Annotated in this window: 18 protein-coding genes; 12 read left to right on the top strand and 6 right to left on the bottom strand. The window is 72.0% G+C overall.

Annotated elements, in window-relative coordinates; translation table 11 throughout:
* The first annotated feature begins 17 nt into the window (after window positions 1-17).
* A complete protein-coding gene (locus O7631_RS28640; RefSeq protein WP_278147123.1) occupies window positions 18-815 on the top strand; it encodes a tyrosine-protein phosphatase in 798 nt (265 codons plus the stop codon).
* A 10-nt stretch (window positions 816-825) separates the two neighbouring features.
* On the opposite strand, the gene O7631_RS28635 is transcribed toward O7631_RS28640, so the two are convergent.
* Window positions 826-1668 carry a serine hydrolase gene (locus tag O7631_RS28635; RefSeq protein WP_278147122.1) on the bottom strand — a complete coding sequence of 281 codons (843 nt, stop codon included), beginning with the start codon at window positions 1666-1668 and terminating at the stop codon, window positions 826-828.
* 110 nt (window positions 1669-1778) lie between these two features.
* The gene (gene typA / locus O7631_RS28630) at window positions 1779-3647 is read right to left on the bottom strand and encodes a translational GTPase TypA (protein ID WP_278147121.1); all 1869 of its coding nucleotides are present in this window, start codon (window positions 3645-3647) and stop codon (window positions 1779-1781) included.
* Between the two features lie 133 nt (window positions 3648-3780).
* Between typA and O7631_RS28625 the strand changes: the two genes are divergently transcribed.
* Both O7631_RS28625 and O7631_RS28620 read left to right on the top strand, forming a co-directional pair.
* Window positions 3781-5187: a DedA family protein gene (locus O7631_RS28625; protein WP_278147120.1), complete on the top strand. Its 1407-nt coding sequence runs from the start codon at window positions 3781-3783 to the stop codon at window positions 5185-5187.
* Between the two features lie 33 nt (window positions 5188-5220).
* Complete coding sequence (locus O7631_RS28620; RefSeq protein ID WP_278147119.1) at window positions 5221-6102, top strand: lytic transglycosylase domain-containing protein; 882 nt, start codon at window positions 5221-5223, stop codon at window positions 6100-6102.
* A 51-nt stretch (window positions 6103-6153) separates the two neighbouring features.
* Here the strand turns inward: O7631_RS28620 and O7631_RS28615 are convergent, their stop codons facing one another.
* The gene (locus O7631_RS28615; protein WP_278147118.1) at window positions 6154-8280 is read right to left on the bottom strand and encodes an efflux RND transporter permease subunit; all 2127 of its coding nucleotides are present in this window, start codon (window positions 8278-8280) and stop codon (window positions 6154-6156) included.
* A 126-nt stretch (window positions 8281-8406) separates the two neighbouring features.
* Here O7631_RS28615 and O7631_RS28610 point away from each other — a divergent pair, with 126 nt between their 5' ends.
* The 5 genes from O7631_RS28610 (at window position 8407) to O7631_RS28590 (ending at window position 13588) form a co-directional block, all read left to right on the top strand.
* Window positions 8407-8922, top strand: coding sequence for a MarR family transcriptional regulator (locus O7631_RS28610; protein ID WP_278148051.1), 516 nt, complete (start codon window positions 8407-8409; stop codon window positions 8920-8922).
* A 3-nt stretch (window positions 8923-8925) separates the two neighbouring features.
* The gene (locus O7631_RS28605; protein ID WP_278147117.1) at window positions 8926-10596 is read left to right on the top strand and encodes a CocE/NonD family hydrolase; all 1671 of its coding nucleotides are present in this window, start codon (window positions 8926-8928) and stop codon (window positions 10594-10596) included.
* 159 nt (window positions 10597-10755) lie between these two features.
* The gene (locus tag O7631_RS28600) at window positions 10756-11628 is read left to right on the top strand and encodes a hypothetical protein (protein WP_278147116.1); all 873 of its coding nucleotides are present in this window, start codon (window positions 10756-10758) and stop codon (window positions 11626-11628) included.
* Window positions 11629-11735: 107 nt separating this feature from the next.
* Window positions 11736-12311, top strand: coding sequence for a metalloregulator ArsR/SmtB family transcription factor (locus tag O7631_RS28595; RefSeq protein WP_278147115.1), 576 nt, complete (start codon window positions 11736-11738; stop codon window positions 12309-12311).
* The gene (locus O7631_RS28590; protein WP_278147114.1) at window positions 12308-13588 is read left to right on the top strand and encodes an MFS transporter; all 1281 of its coding nucleotides are present in this window, start codon (window positions 12308-12310) and stop codon (window positions 13586-13588) included. The genes O7631_RS28595 and O7631_RS28590 overlap by 4 nt, the downstream gene beginning before the upstream one ends.
* Before the next feature lie 48 nt (window positions 13589-13636).
* On the opposite strand, the gene O7631_RS28585 is transcribed toward O7631_RS28590, so the two are convergent.
* Window positions 13637-13840: a cold-shock protein gene (locus O7631_RS28585; RefSeq protein ID WP_007072071.1), complete on the bottom strand. Its 204-nt coding sequence runs from the start codon at window positions 13838-13840 to the stop codon at window positions 13637-13639.
* A gap of 171 nt (window positions 13841-14011) precedes the next feature.
* Between O7631_RS28585 and O7631_RS28580 the strand changes: the two genes are divergently transcribed.
* Entirely contained in the window at window positions 14012-14707 is a 696-nt protein-coding gene (locus O7631_RS28580) for a 50S ribosomal protein L11 methyltransferase (RefSeq protein WP_278148050.1), read from the top strand.
* A 102-nt stretch (window positions 14708-14809) separates the two neighbouring features.
* Complete coding sequence (locus O7631_RS28575; protein ID WP_278147113.1) at window positions 14810-15418, top strand: VTT domain-containing protein; 609 nt, start codon at window positions 14810-14812, stop codon at window positions 15416-15418.
* 184 nt (window positions 15419-15602) lie between these two features.
* Here the strand turns inward: O7631_RS28575 and O7631_RS28570 are convergent, their stop codons facing one another.
* Together O7631_RS28570 and O7631_RS28565 are read right to left on the bottom strand one after the other, a co-directional pair.
* On the bottom strand, window positions 15603-16256 hold the full coding sequence (locus O7631_RS28570) for an MBL fold metallo-hydrolase (RefSeq protein WP_278147112.1): 654 nt from the start codon (window positions 16254-16256) through the stop codon (window positions 15603-15605).
* Window positions 16257-16263: 7 nt separating this feature from the next.
* Complete coding sequence (locus tag O7631_RS28565) at window positions 16264-16980, bottom strand: maleylpyruvate isomerase family mycothiol-dependent enzyme (RefSeq protein ID WP_278147111.1); 717 nt, start codon at window positions 16978-16980, stop codon at window positions 16264-16266.
* Between the two features lie 178 nt (window positions 16981-17158).
* Between O7631_RS28565 and rsgA the strand changes: the two genes are divergently transcribed.
* Window positions 17159-18247, top strand: coding sequence for a ribosome small subunit-dependent GTPase A (rsgA, locus tag O7631_RS28560; RefSeq protein WP_278147110.1), 1089 nt, complete (start codon window positions 17159-17161; stop codon window positions 18245-18247).
* A gap of 783 nt (window positions 18248-19030) precedes the next feature.
* On the top strand, window positions 19031-21976 hold the full coding sequence (gene uvrA, locus O7631_RS28555) for an excinuclease ABC subunit UvrA (protein WP_278147108.1): 2946 nt from the start codon (window positions 19031-19033) through the stop codon (window positions 21974-21976).
* The last annotated feature ends 124 nt before the right edge of the window (window positions 21977-22100 follow it).

Here is a 22100-nt window from a genome sequence, read left to right as displayed (position 1 = left end):
GCGGGAGGGGAGACCGGATGACCGGGCAGGGCTGGGAGTTGGTGGGCGCACCGAACGCGCGTGAGCTGGGCGGGCTGGTCGGCGCGGACGGGCGGCGGGTCCGGGTGGGGCAGCTGATCCGTACTCCCGCGTTGGGTCGGCTGACCGACGAGGACCTGCCGGTGCTGGCGAAGCTGGGGCCGGCGTGCGTGGTCGACCTCCGGGACGACTCGGAGATCGCCGTCGCCCCGGCCGACCGGCTCACCGGTGAGCCGCGGGTGGTGTGCCTGCCGGTGCACGACCCGGAACACCCGGTCTTCACGTACGTCTCGGCGGTGCTGCTCGGCCACGACCTGGACGCGTACGCGGAGCTGGCCCGGCAGGGGACGGCGGGGGCGATGGCGGCGATCTACCGGTGGTTCGTCACCGGGGAGTCGGCCCGGTTCGGCTTCGCCGAGGCGGTGCGGCTGGCCGGCCGGCCGGAGAACCTGCCGTTGGTCTACCACTGCTCCGCCGGCAAGGACCGTACCGGCTGGCTCACCGTCATCCTGTTGACGGCGCTCGGGGTGGACGAGGCGGCGATCCGCGCCGACTACCTGCGCAACAACGAGATGACCGACAGCCTGCGCGCGGTGATCGTCGAGGCGATGCGACGGCGGCAGCCCGACCTGGACGTCGACGCGGTGCTTCCGGTGCTGGAGGTCCGCGCCGAGTACCTCGACGCCGGATACGACGAGGTACGCCGGGTGCACGGCTCGTTCGACGCGTACCTGCGCGACGGATTGGGGTTGACCGACGGCGACATCGGGGCGCTGCGGGCGCACCTGCTGGAGTAGACGACCCGGGTCAGAGGTCGTGGCGGGCGGCCCAGACCCGCGCGGAGACGTCCGCGATCAGCAGGCAGGCGTCGTCGGCGACCCCGTCGTCCGGGTCGGTGGTAGTGCAGACGGCGATCAGGTACGCAGGGGCGTCGTCGGGCAGGACCACGCCGGCGCCGTGCCGGACTCCGCGTACCCACCCGTTCTTGTGCGCGATGCGGGTGCCCTCGGGCAGACCGGCGGCCAGGTCCTCGCGGTGCTCCTGGGCGAACAGGACGTCCAGCATGGCGGTGCACGCGGCGGGCGAGGCGATCGGGCCGGGAGCGCTGGCGCCGGAGGCGAGCGCGCCGAGCAGGGCGGCCAGGTCGGCGGCGGTGACCGTGTTGGTGATGCCGGCCTCGCGGGCCGCGAAGTCCTCGATGCCCCGGCCGGTGACGCTGTTGCGGGCGCCTGCCGACGCCCAGACCTCGGCCACCGCCGGCAGCCCGACGTGACCGATGACCACGTTGGTGGCCAGGTTGCTGGACCGCACGATCATCCGGTCGGCCAACCAGCGCAGCGTGGCCGTGTCGCCCAGCCGGTCCCAGACCGCGTCGTCGTTGTCGTAGGGCTGCGCGCAGGAGAACCGGGGCGCGCCGGGGCGGGCGGAGTCGAACTCGTTGACCACCGGGACCGGGGCGTCCAGGTCCAGTTCGCCGGCCTCGGCGGCGCGGTGCAGCGCGGCGAGCACCGCCACCTTCATGGTGCTGGCGGCGTAGTGGGCGGCGTCCGGGTGGCGGGTCCAGGTCGGCGGCGCGTCGAGTCGGCCCACGTACGCCGAGACGGTGCCGGGCACCCGGTCCAGGTGGGCGTCGAGATCATCCCAGGTCATGCCGGTGACCGTAGCGGATCAAGGGCGGGCGGGCCCGCGTACCCGGTGGGGAGACGGACGGGCGCGCCGGCCGCAAGCGGCCGACGCGCCCGGAGCCGGGTGCTGGTGGGTCAGTTGGCGTGCTTGCGGCGGGCGGCGGCGCGGCCCCGCTGCTGCTGGTCGAGCACCACCTTGCGGATGCGCACCGCGGTCGGGGTGACCTCGACGCACTCGTCCTCGCGGCAGAACTCCAGCGCCTGCTCCAACGAGAGCTTGCGCGGCGGGATCAGCTTCTCCGTCTCGTCGGAGGTCGACGCCCGCATGTTGGTGAGCTTCTTCTCCTTGGTGATGTTGACGTCCATGTCGTCGGAGCGGGAGTTCTCCCCGACGATCATGCCCTCGTACACCTCGGTGGTCGGCTCGACGAAGAGCTGACCACGCTCCTGGAGGTTGATCATCGCGAAGGCGGTGACCGCGCCCGCCCGGTCGGCGACCAGCGAACCGTTGTTGCGGGTACGCAGCTCACCGAACCACGGCTCGTACGACTCGAAGACGTGGTGCAGGATGCCGGTGCCCCGGGTGTCGGTGAGGAACTCGGTGCGGAAGCCGATCAGGCCGCGCGCCGGGACCAGCCACTCCATCCGGATCCAGCCGGTGCCGTGGTTGACCAGCTGCTCCATCCGGCCCTTGCGGGTGGCGAGGAGCTGGGTGATCGCGCCCAGGTACTCCTCCGGGGCGTCGATGGTGAGGCGCTCGACCGGCTCGCAGGTCTTGCCGTCGATCTCCTTGGTGACGACCTGCGGCTTGCCGACGGTCAGCTCGTAGCTCTCCCGGCGCATCTGCTCGACCAGGATGGCCAGGGCCAGCTCGCCACGACCCTGCACCTCCCAGGCGTCCGGCCGCTCGGTGGGCAGCACCCGCAGCGACACATTGCCGATGAGCTCCTTGTCGAGGCGGTCCTTGACCATCCGGGCGGTGACCTTGGAGCCCTTGACCCGACCGACCAGCGGCGAGGTGTTGGTGCCGATGGTCATCGAGATGGCCGGCTCGTCGACGGTGATCAGCGGCAGCGGCTCCGGGTTCTCCGGGTCCGCGAGGGTCTCACCGATCATGATGTCCGAGATGCCGGCGACCGCGATGATGTCACCCGGACCGGCGGTCTCGGCCGGCTTACGCTCCAGGCCCTCGGTCATCAGCATCTCGGAGATGCGGACCCGCTGGGTGCTGCCGTCGGTGCGGCACCAGGCCACCGTCTGGCCCTTGCTGATGGTGCCCTGGCGGACGCGGCACAGCGCCAGCCGGCCGAGGAACGGCGAGGCGTCCAGGTTGGTGACGTGGGCCTGCAGCGGGGCGCCGTCCTCGTACGCGGGGGCCGGGATGGTGTCCAGCAGGGTGCGGAACAGCGGCTCCAGGGAGGTGCTGTCGTCGGGCACCGAGCCGTCGGCGGGCTGGGTCAGCGAGGCGATGCCGTCGCGGGCGCAGGCGTAGACGATCGGGAAGTCGATCTGCTCCTCGTCGGCGTCCAGGTCGAGGAAGAGCTCGTAGGTGTCGTCCACGACCTCCTTGATCCGGGCGTCCGGCCGGTCCACCTTGTTGATCACCAGGATGATCGGCATCCGGGCCCGCAGGGCCTTGCGGAGCACGAAGCGGGTCTGCGGCAGCGGGCCCTCGCTCGCGTCGACGAGCAGCACGACGCCGTCGACCATGGTGAGGCCGCGCTCCACCTCGCCACCGAAGTCGGCGTGACCGGGGGTGTCGATGATGTTGATGGTGACCGGGTCGGAGCCGTCCGCCGGCAGGTAACGCACGCCGGTGTTCTTGGCCAGGATCGTGATGCCCTTTTCCCGCTCCAGGTCACCCGAGTCCATGACCCGCTCGGTGTTCTCACCCCGGGCGCCGTACGCACCGGCCTGCCGCAACATGGCGTCGACCAGGGTGGTCTTGCCGTGGTCGACGTGAGCGATGATGGCGACGTTGCGGAGGTCGGTGCGAAGCTGCATACCCTCTATCCTTCCGCCTGCGCTCGCGCAGGCCGCGTCGGGGTCACCCCCAGGTGCCCCTGATCTATGGTGAAACTGCTGTGCCGGTGGTTCTCCCGGCTGGCATGCTGGCTCCCGTGTCCCGGGGGCCTGAGTGCACGACCTGCTGACCTGGGTGCAGAGTCTGCCCACCCTGTGGATCTACCTGGTCGCCGCGCTGATCGTGGCGGGCGAGACCGCGGTGATCTTCGGCCTGCTCGTGCCGGGTGAGGCTACCCTGCTGCTCGTCGGCTTCCTCACCTACAACGGTACCTTGCGGCTCGGGCCGGCGTTGCTCGCGATGATCGTCGCGGCGGTCGCCGGGGACGGGCTGGCCTTCCGCGCCGGACGTCGGTACGGCCCCCGGCTGCGCGCCGGTCTGGGTCACCGGGTCGGGCCCGAGCGGTGGGGCCGGGCCGACGCCATGCTCGCCCGGCTGGGCGGGCGGGGAGTGTTCGCGGCCCGTTGGGTGGCCTTCGCCCGCACGCTGGTGCCCCGGCTGGCCGGTGCGGCCGGCATGCCGTACCGCCGGTTCGTGCTGTGGAACCTGGCCGGCGTGGTGACCTGGGTGGGCGGCTCGGTCCTGCTCGGTCACCTCGCCGGTGAGTCGTACGACACTGTCTCCCGGCTGCTCGGTCGGGCCACCGGCGCGGCTCTGCTGCTGCTGGCGGGCCTGTTGGCCGTGGTCCTCGCCGGCCGGTGGCTGGGTCGTAACCCCGACCCGGCTCGCGCGTTGCTGTCCCGGGCCGGCGCGTTGCCCCCGGTGCGCTGGCTCACGGCGCGCTACGGGGTGCTGTTCTTCCTGGTGGCCATGCGGGTCGGGCCGGCGTGGACGTTGCTGCTCAACCTGGCCGCCGGGCTCCTGCTGCTCTTCGCCGCCGGGCTCGCCATCGCCGGCCTGCTCGCCGTGGCGGTGCGCAACAGCGGCCTGGCCGCCCTGGACGGCGCCATCGCGGGCTGGTTCGCCGCCCGGCGTACCCCTGATGCCGCCGACGTCACGACGGTCCTGGTGTCGGTGGTACGGGGGTCGGTGTTGATCCTGTTGGTGGCCCTGGTGGCGGCGGTGCTGGCGTGGCGCAGCCGGCCCTGGCGCACCGACCTGCTCAGCGTGGTCGGCACGGCGGGCGCGTTCGTGCCCCTGGTGGTGCTGGCCGTGGTGGCCGAACTGACCGGGCCGCACGGCGGCGGTGGGTCGGCCCCGCTGCCGACCCAGAACGCCGTGGTGGCGGCGAGCTTTTGCACCCTGGCCTGGCTGGTGTCGCGCGGTGCCCGCTGGCCGGTGGCCGTGGCGGCCTGGACGACCGCCGCGGCGGGGGTGCTCGGGGTCGGTGGCGCGCGGCTCTACCTGGGTCTGGACACGGCGAGCGGAACCGCGGCGGCGGTGCTGCTCGGTGTGCTCTGGACGGTGGTGTTCATGGTGGCGTGGGCCACCCGGGACCGGGCGGTGCGGGAGTTGGAGCAACCGGTGGACCAGGTCCGACCGTCGTCCGAGGGGCATCGGAGCCCGGTCGAACCTTGCTAGGGTGCGACGACTGTCACACGGGGAGGCATCGGAATGATTCGACGGACCGGTCGGCTGGGCGCCGCGGCGCTCGCCGGGTTCCTGCTGGCGAGCGCGCTGGTCGGCTGCGCCGCCAAGGGGGAGACGCCGCAGGACCTGGCCGCGCCGGTGGCGGTCACCGACGCGCCGACCGACACCCCCTCCGACGAGGTCACCGAGGAGCCGAGCCCGTCGCCGAGCGCGGTGGAGTCGATGGGCGCCGCGCCGAGTCGCAGCGCGACCCCGACGCCGACGAAGAAGCCGACCAAGAAGCCGACCCGCGCCGCGACGAAGCCCCTGGCGGTCGCGAAGCCGCCCACCGAGACGCAGGTCCCGCCGGCCCCGCCGAAGCCGGCCCCGAGTTCCTGCAAGCCGAGCTACAAGGGCACCCAGGCGACCCGGGCAGAGGTGAAGGCGGCGCTGACCGACGCTGCCGGCCGCACCTACTGGCCGTCCTCCGCGCCGGACATCAAGATCCCGCTCAACCTGCTCAAGGCCACCGCCTGGCAGGAGAGCGGCTGGCAGTCCAACATCTACGCCTGTGACGGTGGCGTCGGGCTGATGCAGGTGATGCCCGGCACCGCGACCTGGATGAACCAGCGGTTCGAGCAGAGCTACGAGATCGACTCCTACCGGGACAACGCCTACCTGGGCGCCACCTACCTGGCCTGGGCGACGAAGTACATCGGCGACATGTACTTCGAGTCCGATTTCCGACTCGACCCGGCCCTGTGCACCAGCGAGTTGAATTCCTGCCTGCTCAACGCGGTGATCGCCGCGTACAACTTCGGGCACGGCGCGGTGGCGCAGGAGGGCAAGCCGCTGGCCATCCCCAACCCGTCGTACGTGCGCAACGTGCGCGCGCTGATGTCCGAGTGCGTCTGCCTGGACTACTGACCCCGGCGAGGGCCGTGACGGTGTCGCCACGGCCCTCGCCGCGCCGGTCGGTCAGTCGCGGGCGGCGACCGGCTCCGGCGACGCCGGGACGTCCTCGGAAGACTCGCGGGTGATCCGGCCGGGCCACCAGAAGCGCTCACCGAGCAGGAACGCCAGCGCCGGCACCACGACCGTGCGGACCAGCAGGGTGTCCAGCAGGACGCCGATGCAGACGATGATGCCGATCTGGGTCAGTGTGATCAGCGGCAGCACTCCGAGGACGGCGAACACCGCGGCGAGCAGCACCCCGGCGCTGGTGATCACTCCGCCGGTGACCCGTAGGGCGGAGAGCATGCCCTCCCGGGTGCCCAGGCTGCGGGCGTCCTCCCGGGCCCGGGTGACCAGGAAGATGTTGTAGTCCACGCCGAGCGCCACCAGGAACACGAAGGCGAGCAGCAGGACGCCGCTGTCGAGCGCCGGGAAGTCCAGCACGTGGTCGAAGAGCAGCCACGCCGCCCCGAGGCTGGCGAAGAACGACGCGATCACGGTGAGCACCAGCAGCACCGGAGCGAGGAGCCCGCGCAGCAGGAGCACGAGCACCGCGCCGACCAGCAGCAGGATGATCGGCAGGATCAGCCTCAGGTCACGGTCGTTGGCCTCGTCGGAGTCGTACGTGGCGGCCACGGAACCGCCGACGATGGCCCCGGACGGCGCGTCCGCGCCGGCGGCGGCCGGGGGAGCGGAGTCGGGTACGGCGGCGACCGCCGTACGCAACGCCTCGATCGCGCGGTCCGAGGCGGCGGTGCCGGGTTCGGCTTCCAGGACCACGTCGACCTGGGCCACGGCCTCACCGGCGTCGCCGGGGCGTGCCGAGGCGACGCCGGGTACGGCGGTGGCGGTGTCGGTGACCGCCCGCACGGCCGTGGGCGTGGTGATCACGGCCACCGGTTGGGTGCTGCCGGCGGGGAACGAGCGGGCCAGCGTCTGCGCACCGGTCACCGCCTCGGGCTCGGCCCGGAACTGCTCGGTCTCGGACAGGCCGGTGCGGATCCCGAGCCCACCCAGGGCCAGGCCACCGAGCAGCACTGTGGCCAGCACCGCGACCACCACCGGGCGGCGTTCCACGGCGGCGCCGAGCCGGCCCCAGAGCCGCCCCTCCCGGGCCGGACCCCCGACGCGGGGCACGAACGGCCAGAACAGACCCCTGCCGAACAGCACCAGGACGGCGGGGAGCACGAAGAGGGCCGAGAGCATGGCGAAGACCACGCCGGTCGCACAGGCCACCGCGAGTGCGCGGTTGGTCTCCTGCTCGCTGAGCAGCAGGGTGAGGACGCCGAGCACCACGGTGCCGCCGCTGGCCAGGATGGGCTCGGCGGTGCGGCGCAGCGCGGAGCGCATCGCCGCGAAGCGGTCCTCCGTGCGCCGCAGCTCCTCCCGGTAGCGGGCGATGAGCAGCAGGGCGTAGTCGGTGGCGGCGCCGAACACCAGAACGCTGGCGATGCCGGTGACCTGGCCCTGCTGGAGGTTGATGCCGACAGCCGGGACGATGGTGTCCACCGCGCGCAGGGTGAGCTGCTCGGTCGCGGCGACCACGACCAGTGGCACGATCCACAGGAACGGGCTGCGGTAGGTGATCAGCAGCAGCACCGCCACGACGGCGGCGGTCACCGCGAGCAGGGTGATGTCGGCGCCGTCGAACACCGAGGAGAGGTCGGCTGTGAAGGCGGGGGCGCCGGTCACGGCAGCGGTCAGTCCGTCGGGCAGGTCCGCCAGGGCGGTACGCAGGTCGGTCACCGTAGCGGTGACGGCCTCCTGCCCGCCGGCGGTGTCGACCGGCACGGCGACCAGGGCGACGGTGCCGTCCGGGGAGACCTGGGCGGGGCTGACCTGTCCGCCCGCCGCGAAGCGGCGAAGGTCACCGGCGCGGGCGTCGACGCCGGCCCGGTCGGCCTCGCTCAATGCGGCGCCGTCGTCGCGGCTCACCACCACGATCGCCGGCTGAACGTCGTTGGAGGGCAGTTGGTCCTGGAGGCGCTGCACCTGGGTCGACTGCCACTCCGCCGAGAGGCCGGTGGCCGAGACCGGTGCCGGATTGTCCGGCTGAGGCGTCCCGAAGACGACCGCGGCGACGACGATCGCCGCGGCCACGGTGAGCCACGCGGCCAACCGGCCGCGGGCGACTCTGGTGAACACAGACATCAGGGTGACCTCTCGGTCCTTTGGGAGTCGAGTATCTTGATAGCCGAGATTATCGACGGCTGTTCTATGCTGCAACCCGGAGAGACCGACGACGGGGGAAAGCGGCGCGAGGTGGCGACTCACGGCATGTACCGGCGGCGCGACACGCGCCGCGAGCAGCTGGTCGCGGAGATCACCAACAACCTCCGGCGGTACGCGGCCGACGCCCAGCAGGTCGGCCACGCCTTCGCCAACCTGCACGGGCTCAACCCGACCGACCTGCAGGCGCTGATCGCCGTGATGGACGCCGAACTGCTCGGTGATCCGATCACCCCCGGTCGCCTCGGTGAGCGGCTCAACCTCTCCTCCGGCTCCGTCACCGCCCTGATCGACCGGCTCGAGCGGGCCGGTCACATCCGCCGGGACCGGGACACCGTCGACCGGCGCAAGGTGCTGCTGCACTACGCCGACCAGGGCGCCGCCCTCGCCATGGAGTTCTTCCAGCCGCTCGGCGCGCGTACCGACACGGTGATGGAGCGCTTCGGCGACGACGAGCTGGAGATCGTGCACCGGTTCATGGCCGAGATGGGCGAGTCGTTGCGGGACCACCGGGACGCCGTACGCGCCGCCCGCCCCGAGCCGCCCCGCCGCCCGACGGGCTGACCGGTGCCGGACCGGCTCCTCGCCCGCCTCGCCGCCGCCGCGCTGCGGCTACCACCCACCCGACCCGGTCCGGTGCGGGTTACCCGCGACATCGCGATTCGGGCCCGTGACGGTGTGGTGCTGCGCACCGACCACTACGCCCCGGCGACCCGGGACGCGCCCACAGTGCTGATCCGCACCCCGTACGGGCGGGGTGGACCGCTGCGGCTGCTCGGACGGCTGCTCGCCGCCCGGGGCCGGCACGCGGTCATCCAGGCCTGCCGCGGCACCGACGGCTCCGGCGGCACGTTCGCCCCGCTCGTGCACGAGCGTGACGACGGAGTGGACACCCTGGACTGGCTGCGCCGCCAACCCTGGTGGGCCGGCCGACTCGGCATGTTCGGGGTCAGCTACCAGGGCTTCGCGCAGTGGGCGCTCGCCGCCGACGCCGACGAGGACCTGCGCGCGATGGTCGCGGTGGTGACCGCGTCGGCCACCCGGGACTCGACGTACGCGGGGGAGTCCTTCGCCCTGGACACCGTGCTGACCTGGGCGGAGTTGCTGCACGCGCAGACCGTGCCCCGGCTGGCCCGGCAGTGGGAGCTCAAACGTGGGCAACCACGGCTCGCCGCCGCGCTGCGACACCTGCCGCTGGCCGACGCCGACCAGGTGGCCACCGGTGCGACCATCCCCTTCTTCCAGGAGTGGCTGCGCCACCACGATCCGGACGCCGTCTACTGGCGGACCCGGGTCTTCGCCGACCGGGTGGCCCGGGTGCGGGCACCGGTGGCCATGGTCACCGGCTGGCACGACATCTTCCTGCCCGCCCAGCTCGACGACTACGCCACGCTGCGCACCACCGGAGCGCGGCCGCGCCTGGTGATCGGCCCGTGGACGCACGGCAGCCCCGGCCTGTTCGTGGCCTCCCTGCGCGAGGGACTGGCCTGGCTCGACGAGCACCTCACGGCCGCGCCCCGATCGCCCGTCCCACCCCGGCCGCCCGTGCGCATCCGCGTCAGCGGTGCCGGCGGCGGCTGGCGCGACCTGCCGGACTGGCCACCTCCGGCCGTCGAGACCGCCTGGCACCTGCATCCGGGTGGTGAGCTGGCGGTGCGCCCGCCGGTCGCGTCGACGCCGGACGGGTTCCGGTACGACCCTGCCGACCCGACCCCGTCGGTGGGTGGCCCGCTGCTCGTCGCCCAGCGGGCCGGCCCGGTGGACAACCGGCCCGTCGAGGCCCGCCCCGACGTGCTGACCTACACCAGCGCCCCGCTGAACGCACCGGTCGAGGTGATCGGCCCGGTACGCGCCGAGATCCACGTGCGCGCCGAACTGCCGCACCTGGACGTCTTCGTTCGACTGTGCGACGTGGACCGCCGAGGTCGCTCGTGGAACGTGTGCGACGGCCTGGTGCGGGTCACACCCGAGCGCCCTGCGGCCGATCCCGACGGTGTGCTGCGGGTGTCGGTGTCGCTCTGGCCGACCGCGTACCGGTTCGCCGCCGGACACCGACTGCGGGTGCAGGTCTCCGGTGGTGCCCACCCGCGCTGGGCGCGTAACCCCGGCACCGGTGAACCCCTCGGTACGGCGGTGACGCTGCGTGCTGGCTGGCGGCAGGTCCTGCATGACCCAGAGCACCCCTCGGCGCTGCTGTTGCCGATCGTCCACTCTGCCCCGGCGCAACCTCCAATCTGAACAGAGCCCGTCTGAGCTGGGCATTCACGGCGAATGCGGGCTATGGTGGAGTCAACGCCCGGCGCCGTGCACCAGCAGACCGGGCTCGTCCGAAGCCCAGCACCGCGTACGCGGTGTGACGTTGTGCCCGGTCCTCGCTCCCATTGAGAGGGGGACCCCATGACCCGGGCCCCGGCAAATCTGTTGGCCGTTCGAAGTCTGCTCCTCACCCACCTCGACAACGCCCCCGGCCCGGACGACCTGGATCCGGCGGAGGTCGGCATCGTCGGCGACTCGGCCCACCGGGGCGGCTACCACTGCGGCTCGGACCGGGTCGTTGCCAACGACTACTCGGTGGTCGAGTCGCCCCGGGACCGGGCTGGTCTGACCCTCGACGCGGCGGCGCTGGACGTCGGCCAGTTCGACGTCCGCTCCGGTGGCCGTACCAACACTCTGCGCAGCTTCTCGGTCTGGTGCGTGGCGCAGTGCGCCGCGAACGCGGCCGACACCCGGGACATCCGCGAGATCATCTACAGCCCGGACGGCTCCACTGTGAAGCGGTGGGACCGTCTCGGCAAGCGCACCAGCGGCGACAGCTCGCACCGCTGGCACACGCACTTCAGTTTCTTTCGTGACGCGATCAAGGCGGGTCGCGACCAGCGGCCATTGTTCCGCCGCTACCTCAGCTCCATCGGACTCCTGGAGGACGACATGACCCCCGAAGAACACAACTGGCTCGCGACCGTCCACAAGAACCTCACCGTGCTCGACGGCCGCAACCCGGTCGGGCAGATCTACACCCGGATGGCGATGGGTGAGGACGTCACCACGCCGAACTACACCCCGGCGCACCCGACGCTGAAGTCGCTCGCCGCGCAGGTGAGTGCCCTGCAGACCGCGCTGACCGCGCTGTCCAACCGGGACTTCACCGACGAGCCGGCGATCGTCCAGGGCGTGCTGGCCTCGCTGACGCCGGAGAAGATCGCCGCGGCCATCCCACCCACGATGGCCAAGCAGGTCGCCGACGAACTGGCCCGCCGGCTCGTCGCCTGAGCGGAGGGGCGGCCCGTAGCCGCCGGGTCGCCCCTCTCCGCACTTCCGCAACGATTATTGAGCAATACGTATTGCGCAACACTTCTTGTGGATGTCATGGTGGGGGTATGGAGAGCCCCGACGTACGCCAGATCACCGACTCACGGGCGCTGGCCGCCATGGCCCACCCGCTCCGCCGCCGCCTGATGGACGTGCTCAAGGTGCACGGCCCCTCGACCGTCGGCCTGCTCGCCGAGCGCACCGACCAGGCGCCGGCAAACGTCAGCCACCACCTCAAGGTCCTTGCCGCGGCGGACCTGGTCACCGAGGCCCCCGAGCTGGCCCGGGACCGGCGGGAGCGGTGGTGGCGGCTGGTCAGCAGGGGCCTGCGCTGGTCCAACGCGGACTTCGACGCCGACCCGGCAGCCCGGGTGGTCGCCGACGCGGCCACCTCGCTCAACCTCGACCGGCACGTCGCCCTGGCCCGGGCCTGGCACGCCACCGACGAGGCCAGCCAGGCAACCTGGAAAGACGCGCCGTTCTCCACCGACCGCTGGCTGCACCTCACGCCGGGCGAACTGGCCGAGCTGAGTCACGAGCTGAACGAGGTCCTCACGCGCTGGGCCGACCGGGACCTGCCCGACGACGACGCCGAACGCCGACCGGTCTTCCTGTTCATCCACGGCGTACCGGCGCGACCGTGACCACCGCCACCCGCGGCCAGCAGTTCGACGTCCAGCCGACCGGCGGGTTGCTGCGGCACCGCGACTTCCGCCTGCTCTGGGCCGGTCAGACGGTCAGCAGCGTCGGCAGCAACGTCACCACCGTCGCGCTGCCCCTGGTAGCGGTCGCCGTCCTCGACGCCAGCACCTTCCAGGTCGCGGTGCTCACCGCTGCGGCCTGGCTGCCCTGGCTGTTGATCGGCCTGCCGGCCGGAGCGTGGGTGGACCGGCTGCCCCGCCGATCGGTGATGGTGGTGTGCGACCTGTTCTGCGCGTCGGCCTTCCTCAGTGTGCCGCTCGCCGCCGTGCTGGGCTGGCTCACCGTCGCCCACCTGCTGGTGGTCGCCCTCAGCGCCGGCGCCGCGCGGGTCTTCTTCGAGACCGCGGACCAGGTCTACCTGCCGGTGCTGCTGCGGCCCGAGCAACTAGCCGAGGGCAACGCGAAACTCCAGGCGACGCAGACCGCGAGTCACGTCGTCGGGCCCGGCCTCGCCGGCCTGATCGCCCAGCTCACCGGTGCCGTCGCCGCCCTGCTGCTGGACGCGCTCACGTTCCTCGCCTCGGCGGCGCTACTGCTGCGGATCCGCACCCGTGAACCACGCGTACGTCGACCGGACCGATCCCGGTCACTGCGTCAGGACATCGTCGAAGGGCTGCGCTTCGTCGTCCGGGACCCGTACCTGCGGGTGCTGACGGCCTTCGGCGCGGCCAGCAACTTCGGGCTGAGCGGCTACCAGGCCGTCCTGGTGGTCTTCCTGGTGCGCGAGCTGCGTCTCGAACCCGGCCTGGTCGGCGCGCTGGTCGGGGTGATGAGCGCCGGGGGGATCGTCGGGGCGCTGGTGGCCACCACTGTCGGTCGGCGCTGGGGCACCGCCCGGGCCCTGCTGATCGGTGGGGTGCTCGCCGGCCCGCCGGCCCTGCTCATCCCCCTGGCCGCGCCGGGCGTCGGGTTGACCTGGCCAGCGCTCGGTGGCGTGCTGGTCGGCCTCGGCGTGGCCGTCGGCAACGTGGTCAAGGGCGCCTTCCGGCAGACCTACACGCCGCACCACATGCTGGGCCGGGTGACGGTGAGCATGCAGCTGCTCAACTACGGCACGATCCCGGTGGCGGCCGTGCTGGCCGGTGTGATCGGCGCGCGCTACGGCGTCGGCACAGCAGTGTTCGTGATGGCCGCCTGGCAGGCGTTCACCCCGTTGATCCTGTTGATCGGGCCAATCCGGAGGCGGCGGGACCTGCCCGCCGCCCCGGTGGCGTCTTGAGTGCGCTGCGACGGCGGCCGGAACCCGGCCGCCGTCACCGGCACGGAGCTACATCGGGCGGACGTTGTCCGCCTGCGGACCCTTCTGCCCCTGGGTCACCTCGAACTCGACCTTCTGGCCCTCGTTGAGCTCCCGGTAGCCGCTCGTCGCGATGGCGGAGTAGTGGACGAACACGTCCGGCCCTCCACCGTCCTGCTCGATGAAGCCGAAGCCCTTTTCCGAGTTGAACCACTTAACCGTGCCGGTTGCCATGCATCTCTCCCTGTTCAAAGCGGCTGACCCTCGGCCTCTGGCCGATGATCGCCCGTACCTGTTCGACAGTAACGGGCAAAACCCCAATCTGCTGGCCGAAGTGCCGTAGGTCTTCGAGTGAACTCTGCGCGCCGGCACGTGAAAGCCGCCCCGACCTCGCCCCACTGGGGCATGCTTGCGCCGATGACGGGTGCCGCAGCAGACGCGCTGACCGAGCTGGAGCGCGAAATCGACGCTCCCGGCGCCGGCCTGGACCGGCTCCGGCTGGTCCCCACCCCGTTCGTCCCCGAGGTGCGGCTGCACCTGGCCGAAGACGCGATCGTCTGGTGGGCCCGGATGGAAGCCAGCGCCGGCCACGCCCTGCCGGCGCCGTACTGGGCGTCCGCCTGGGCCGGAGGCCAGGCACTGGCCCGCCACCTCCTGGACCACCCGGAGCTGGCCGCCGGTCGCCGGGTGCTCGACCTCGCCGCCGGGTCGGGACTGGTCGCCATCGCGGCCGCACTGGCCGGAGCCAGGCGGGTGATCGCCAACGACATCGACCCGTACGCCGTCGCCGCCGTCACCATCAACGCGCGAGCCAACCAGGTCGCCGTCGACGCGGTCGGGGACGACCTGCTCGACAGCTTCGACGCGGAAGCCGACCTGGTCCTCGCCGGGGACGTCTTCTACGACCGTGCGATGGCCGACCGGATGCTGCCGTTCCTGGAACGGATCGCCGCCGCGGGCGCCGACGTGCTCGTCGGTGACCCCGGCCGGGAGCACCTGCCGGTCGACCGGCTGACGGTGCTCGCCGACTATCCGGTGCCCACCACCGAACCGTCGGTCGACTCGCCACTACGCCGAGTGCAGGTGCTGCGACCCGTCTGAGCGCCCGCGGCGCCTCAGGGGCGACCCCGAGACGGAAGCCAGGGGTGGCTGGGGGCAACAACCGGATGTCCGAAGTGGTGCGGCGGTCATAGCGTACGAGGCATGACGCAATGGCTTGCCCAGATCGGAGAACTGCCTGTTCTGCTGCTGATGGGTGCGCTCGGGCTCGTCATGCTCTTCGATGCCGTACCCCTGCTGGGTGTTCTGGTCCCCGGCGACGTGGCGATCCTCGCCGCCGTTGGGGTGGGCCGCCCGGCCACCGGCCTGGCCACCTTCGCCGCCGTTCTGGTCGGCTGCCTGGCCGGTTGGTCGCTGAGTTTCCTGATCGGCCGCCGCTACGCCGAGCAGCTACGACACAGCCGGATCGGTGGCTGGATCGGCGAGGCACGCTGGGCCGCCGCGGAGGGAATCCTGCGTCGTGGTGGCGGCCGGATGATGGTCGTCGCGCCGTTCCTGCCCGTGTTCAACGCCCTGCTTCCGCTGGCCGCCGGTGGGCTGCGGATGTCGTACCGCAGGTTCCTCGGTTGCGCCACGCTCGGCGCGGCCGCCTGGGCCGGCCTCTACCTCGCGCTGGGCACCGCGGCGCGGTCCATCGCCGGGCTGCTGCCCGGTGAGCCCAGCCCGCTCGTGATCACGATGGGGGTCGGGGTGGTGTTGGCTTCCGTCGTGTTGCTGGGGGCGCGGCGGCGGCTGTTTGCTGTTGGTGGTTAGTGGTTGCGGTGGTGGGGCGGGGCCCGCCGTGCCCGGCTCCGGGCGGTCAGGCTTGATCCCTGCGCCGGGCACGGCGGGCCCCCGCCCCCGTTGTGGTTGACCTACGTCTTCTGGTGCCGCGGCCGTCGGTGGGGTTTTGATCTTGGTGGTTACCGGTCGACGTTGGGTTCTTCTTGTTTGGGGTTTACCAGCCTCTTGCTTTCCACTGGGGGAGGGCGGGGCGCTCGGCGCCCAGGGTGCTGTCCTTGCCGTGGCCCGGATAGAACCAGGTGTCGTCCGGCAACTGGTCGAACAGCTTGTGCTCGACGTCGTCGATCAGCGCGGCGAAGCGCTCCGGGTCCTTGTCGGTGTTACCAACGCCACCCGGGAAGAGACTGTCACCGGTGAAGAGGTGCGGGGTGCCGGCGGGGTCGCGGTAGAGCAGCGCGATCGAGCCCGGAGTGTGCCCCTTGATGTGAATGACCTCCAGCGCGCAGTCGCCCACCGACACGGTGTCGCCCTCGGACAGACGCTCCGCCTCGATCGGCAGGCCGGAAGCGTCGTCGGCGTGCACCAGTGCCCGGGCGCCGGTCTTGGCGACCACCTCCTCCAGCGCCACCCAGTGATCCATGTGCTGGTGGGTCGTCACCACCGCGGTGAGCCCGCCGTCACCGACCAGCTCCAGCAGTCGGGGCGCCTCGTTGGCGGCGTCGATCAGCACCTGCTCCCCGGTGCTCGTGCACCGCAGCAGGTAGGCGTTGTTGTCCATCGGACCCACCGACAGCTTGCTGATGGTGAGCCCGTCCAGCTCGCGTACCGCCGGCGGTCCGCCGTGGGTGACGTCTCCGCTGTAAGTCATGACGTTTTCAGATCCATTCCGGTGGAGTAGGCAGGGGACCGTCAGGGGTGACGGAGAGCGGGGCGCCGTCGGCGCGGCCGATCAGCCAGGCGGCGAGGTCGGGCGCGGGACCGGCGACGATCGGGGCGCCGTCCCGGTCACCGATGACCACCTCGTGCGCGCTGCCGTCGAGGCGCAGCACCACCGACGGCGGTGTCGGCCCCATGGCGTGGTGGCTGGCCGCCTCACGCAGCAGCCGGTGGGTGAACGTCTCCGACCAGTCCGCGGCCCGGTAGTCGGCGGCCAGGTCGAGATGGTGCACCTCGATCTCGCGGAGACGGCCCCAGACGAGCAGCGCGGCCGGCCAGGGGCCCCTGCGCGCCTGCACCGTCGCCGCCCACGCCTCGGCCGGCATCGCCGCGACCGCCTCGGCGAACAGGTCCGCGGTGCGCCGCAGGTCGTCCAGGTGCTCGGCGGGCGGGCGGCCCGAACCGGTCTCGATGTCCGTCGCGCGGACCTCCAGTGAGGCGTACATCGGCAGGTCCCGCCCGGTGCGGGCCGCGGTGAGAAGGTTCACGAAGCCGTCCGCGTTGCGGGCCAGGTGCGCCAGCACGTGGCCGCGCGACCAACCCGGCAGCAGCGACGCCGCGGCCAGGTCCGCGGCGTCCAAAGAAGCGGCGGTACGCAGAAGCCGGCTGGTGGCCGCGTCCACCTCGCCCATCAGCAACAGCGGATCCGTGGTCACCCGTCGACCCTAGCGGTCCGCCGTCACGGCGTCGCCGGGGAAATCGCTTTCGGCGCGTCGGCCCGGGACCTACCGTCAGCGGCAGACGCGGCACCGGGACATCGGACGGAGGTGGTGATCATGCCGGACGTGGCACGCGTGTTCCGCCATCACCTGCTTCGACACCGATGAGGATGCCATGACCATCGATCTGACCGCGCTCGGCTGGGACGCCGAGCGAGCGGCGTACGCCGAGCGAGCCGCCTACGCCGAGCGACGCCCTGAGCACCGCCCGGGTCGGGTGGCCCGGGTGGACCGGGGGGTCTGCACCGTACTCACCGCGGCCGGCCCGGTCCGGGCCAGCCTGGGCGGGGCGGTGCTGGCCGCCGCCGCCCGGGATCCGTCCGCGCTGCCCTGCGCCGGAGACTGGGTTCTGCTCACCAACTGGCCGGACCGTCGCATCACCGTCGAGGGTGTGCTGCCGCGCCGGGGCGCGCTGGTCCGGCGTACCGCCGGCAAGGACGCCAGCGGGCAGGTACTGGCCGCCAACCTCGACGCCGCTGCCGTGGTGGAGCCGGTGCACCCCGAGCCCGACGTGGGCCGAATCGAACGGCTGCTGTCCCTGGCCCACGAGTCCGGTGCGCGGCCGCTGGTCGTGTTGACCAAGGCCGACCTCGCGGCCGACCCGGCCGCGCTGGCCCGCCAACTCGCCGCTGTCGCGCCCGGCGTGCCGGTGCTGCCGGTCAGCGCCGAGCGCGGCGTCGGGCTGGACCCGCTGCGCGCCGAGGTAACCCCGGGCCGCACGCTCGGCCTGCTCGGGCCCTCCGGCGCGGGCAAGTCGAGCCTGGTCAACGCGCTTGCGGGCGCCGTGACGATGCCGACGCAGGCGATCCGCCGGGTCGACGGCAAGGGGCGGCACACCACCACCTGGCGGGCCCTCGTACCGATCCCCGGCGGGGGTGCGGTGATCGACACGCCCGGTGTCCGGGCGGTCGGCCTGCTCGACGGCGTGGCCGGGCTCGACCGGGCGTTCGCCGACATCGCCGGGCTGGCCGAGGGCTGCCGGTACGCCGACTGCGGGCACGACGGGGAGCCCGCCTGCGCGGTCCGGGAGGCGCTGCACGCCGGCGAACTCTCCACCCGGCGGTGGGAGAGCTGGCGGCGGCTGCAGGGGGAGGTGGCCCACGAGAGCCGACGGCGGGAGGCGCGGGTGGCGGCGGAGCGGCGCGGCGGCTGGCGGTCGGCCCGACGCCGTGCGGCCCGCCCGCCGACGCCCGGCGGCTACTGACCGGCCTCCCCGGCGTCGGGGCCCTCTGCTGGCGTCGGGGCCCTCTGCTGGGGTCGAGGGCTTCTGCTGGGGTCGAGGGCTTCTGCTGGCGTCGAGGGCTTCTGCTGGCGTCGGTGGCGTCTGGTGCCGTCGGTGGCGTCTGGTGCCGTCGGGGCCAACGGCTGGGAGCCGGTTCGCCGGTCGCGCCGAGCCTTGCGCTCCGCGTGGCCGGCGGGCTGTCGCCGTGCCAGCTAGAACGACCCCCGATTGCACCACCTGGGTGACCCCGACCGCCGCTCGAACCTCGCTTGACGGGGCGATCCTCCCCGGTCGGCGAGGTGCACTCGCCTTGATCCACTCGGGTTCGCCGATATCGCGGTATCCAAGTGCCGGCGATACGCCGACTTCGGCGAAGCGGAGTGGATCAACCCGCAAGCGCGGCGGGGTGCGGTCCACATGCTCGGCGGGGGTGCAGGTCCACACGCTCGGCGGGTGCGGTCCACGCGCTCGGCGACGGACGTGGGCTGTCGCTCGCCTCGGGCCCTGCTCCCGCGCGGCGCACCCGGGGGTGTCGTGCCCGGTGCCCGGTGCCCGGTGCCCGGTGCCCGGTGGCCCGGGCGCGGCCGACGTGCCTCGGAGCGTTGCGGCCGACCGGGCTGAACTGGGGGAATGCGCTGGCGAGGGAAAGTGTCGTACCTCGGGGCTAGAGTTGCCGAGGCGTGTTTTCCGCGCCCGTACGACCGCTCAAATCACCCAGAGCGGGACACATTCTTCGCTTCGTCTTCTCCCGGGAGTACACGCACTGTGGCCGACCGACTGATCATCCGTGGCGCGCGCGAGCACAATCTGCGTGACGTCAGTCTCGACCTGCCCCGGGACGCACTCATCGTGTTCACCGGGCTGTCCGGGTCGGGCAAGTCGAGCCTGGCCTTCGACACGATCTTCGCCGAGGGCCAGCGCCGGTACGTCGAGTCGCTCTCGTCGTACGCCCGGCAGTTCCTCGGCCAGATGGACAAGCCGGACGTCGATTTCATCGAGGGCCTGAGTCCCGCCGTCTCCATCGACCAGAAGTCCACCTCGCGCAACCCGCGTTCGACAGTCGGCACGATCACCGAGGTCTACGACTACCTGCGTCTGCTCTTCGCCCGCATCGGCGAGCCGCACTGCCCGGTCTGTGGCGAGCGGATCTCCCGGCAGAGCCCTCAGCAGATCGTCGACCGGGTCCTCGCGATGGCCGAGGGCACCAAGTTCATGGTGCTCGCGCCGGTCATCCGCGGCCGCAAGGGTGAGTACGTCGACCTCTTCGCCGAGTTGCAGGCCAAGGGTTACGCCCGGGCCCGGGTCGACGGCGTGGTGCACCCGCTGACCGAGCCGCCGAAGCTCAAGAAGCAGGAGAAGCACACCATCGAGGTGGTGATCGACCGGCTCACCGTCAAGCCCAGCGCCAAGCAGCGGCTGACCGACTCGGTCGAGGCCGCCCTGGGTCTCTCCAGCGGCCTGGTGCTGCTCGACTTCGTCGACCTCCCGGAGGACGACCCGGACCGGGAGCGCCGCTACTCCGAGCACCTGGCCTGCCCCAACGACCACCCGCTCGCCATCGAGGATCTCGAACCCCGGGTCTTCTCCTTCAACGCGCCGTACGGGGCCTGCCCGGAGTGCACGGGTCTGGGCACCAAGAAGGAGGTCGACCCGGAGCTGCTGATCCCCGATCCGGAGCGCAGCCTCCGCGAGGGTGCCATCCAGCCCTGGTCCACCGGGCACAACCTGGAATACTTCCTGCGCCTGTTGGAGGCGCTCGGCGAGGCCCAGCACTTCGACATCGACACCCCGTGGCGGGCGTTGCCGGCACGGGCGCAGAAGACGATCCTGCACGGGTCCGACGACCAGGTGCACGTGCGCTACCGCAACAAGTACGGCCGCGAGCGCTCCTACTACACCGGCTTCGAGGGCGTGGTGCAGTGGATCGAGCGCCGGCACTCCGACACCGAATCCGAGTGGTCCCGCGACAAGTACGAGGGCTACATGCGCGACGTGCCGTGCGCGGCGTGCGGGGGCGCCCGGCTCAAGCCCGAGGTGCTCGCGGTCACCCTCGCGGGCAAGAGCATCGCCGAGGTCTGCAACCTCTCCGTGGGGGAGTGCGCCGACCTGCTCGCCGGCATCGAGCTGAGCGACCGGCAGAAGCTGATCGCGGAGCGGGTCCTGAAGGAGATCAACGCCCGGCTGCGGTTCCTGCTCGACGTCGGTCTGGACTACCTCTCCCTGGACCGGCCGGCCGGCACCCTGTCCGGCGGCGAGGCGCAGCGCATCCGACTCGCCACCCAGATCGGCTCCGGCCTGGTGGGCGTGCTCTACGTGCTGGACGAGCCGTCGATCGGGCTGCACCAGCGTGACAACCACCGGCTGATCGAGACCCTGCTCCGGTTGCGCGGGCTGGGCAACACGCTGATCGTGGTCGAGCACGACGAGGACACCATCCGCGTCGCCGACTGGATCGTCGACATCGGGCCCGGCGCGGGTGAGCACGGCGGCAAGATCGTGCACAGCGGCTCGGTGCCCGCGCTGCTGAAGAACAAGGAGTCGATCACCGGGGCGTACCTGTCCGGAAAGCGGTCGATCCCGACACCGTCGACCCGTCGCCCGCAGGACCCGGCACGGGAGCTGGTGGTGCACGGCGCGCGGGAGCACAACCTGCGCAACCTGACCGTCGGGTTCCCGCTGGGGCAGCTGATCGCGGTCACCGGGGTCAGCGGCTCGGGCAAGTCGACGCTGGTCAACGACATCTTGTACGCGGTGCTCGCCAACCAGATCAACGGTGCCCGGCTGGTGCCCGGCCGGCACACCCGGGTCTCCGGCCTGGAGCACGTCGACAAGGTCGTCGGCGTGGACCAGTCGCCCATCGGCCGTACGCCGCGCTCCAACCCGGCCACCTACACCGGGGTCTGGGACCACGTCCGCAAGCTCTTCGCCGAGACCACCGAGGCGAAGGTCCGCGGGTACGGCCCGGGGCGGTTCTCGTTCAACGTCAAGGGCGGGCGCTGCGAGGCGTGCTCCGGCGACGGCACGATCAAGATCGAGATGAACTTCCTACCCGACGTGTACGTCCCCTGCGAGGTCTGCAAGGGCGCCCGGTACAACAGGGAAACCCTCGAGGTGCACTACAAGGGCAAGACCGTCTCGGACGTGCTGGAGATGCCGATCGAGGAGGCCGCCGAGTTCTTCTCCGCCATCCCGGCCATCCACCGGCACCTCAAGACCCTTGTCGACGTCGGTCTCGGCTACGTACGCCTCGGTCAGCCCGCGCCCACCCTCTCCGGAGGTGAGGCGCAGCGGGTCAAGCTCGCGTCCGAGCTGCAGAAGCGCTCCACCGGCCGGACGGTCTACGTGCTCGACGAGCCGACCACCGGTCTGCACTTCGAAGACATCCGCAAGTTGCTGATGGTGCTGGAAGGTCTGGTCGACAAGGGCAACACCGTGATCACCATCGAGCACAACCTAGACGTGATCAAGTCGGCCGACTGGCTGATCGACATGGGTCCGGAGGGTGGCCACCGGGGCGGCACCGTGCTCGCCACCGGCACGCCCGAGGAGGTCGCCGAGGTCGCCGAGAGCCACACCGGTGAGTTCCTGCGCCAGGTGCTCAAGCTCGACGGGAAGGCCAAGGGCGCAGCCGCCGCCACCAACCGTGCCGCCAAAGCCAACGGCGCGACCAAGGCGCGGGCCAGCCGAAAGGTGCCGGCCGGCGCGCGCTGACCTGTCGGTGCGTGGTCGTTGGGCGGGTCGGGTCGGTTCCACGCGTGTGCGCACGGCACGGGTGGGGCTGGTCCGGCCCGCCCGTCCTATTTCCCGGGTCGCTTAGATGCCGGGATGAACCATC

The sequence above is a fragment of the Micromonospora sp. WMMD967 genome (assembly GCF_029626165.1).
GTDB lineage: Bacteria > Actinomycetota > Actinomycetes > Mycobacteriales > Micromonosporaceae > Micromonospora > Micromonospora taraxaci.
The sequence above is the reverse complement of the archived record's forward strand: the minus strand, read 5'-3'. Positions and strand labels throughout refer to the sequence as shown.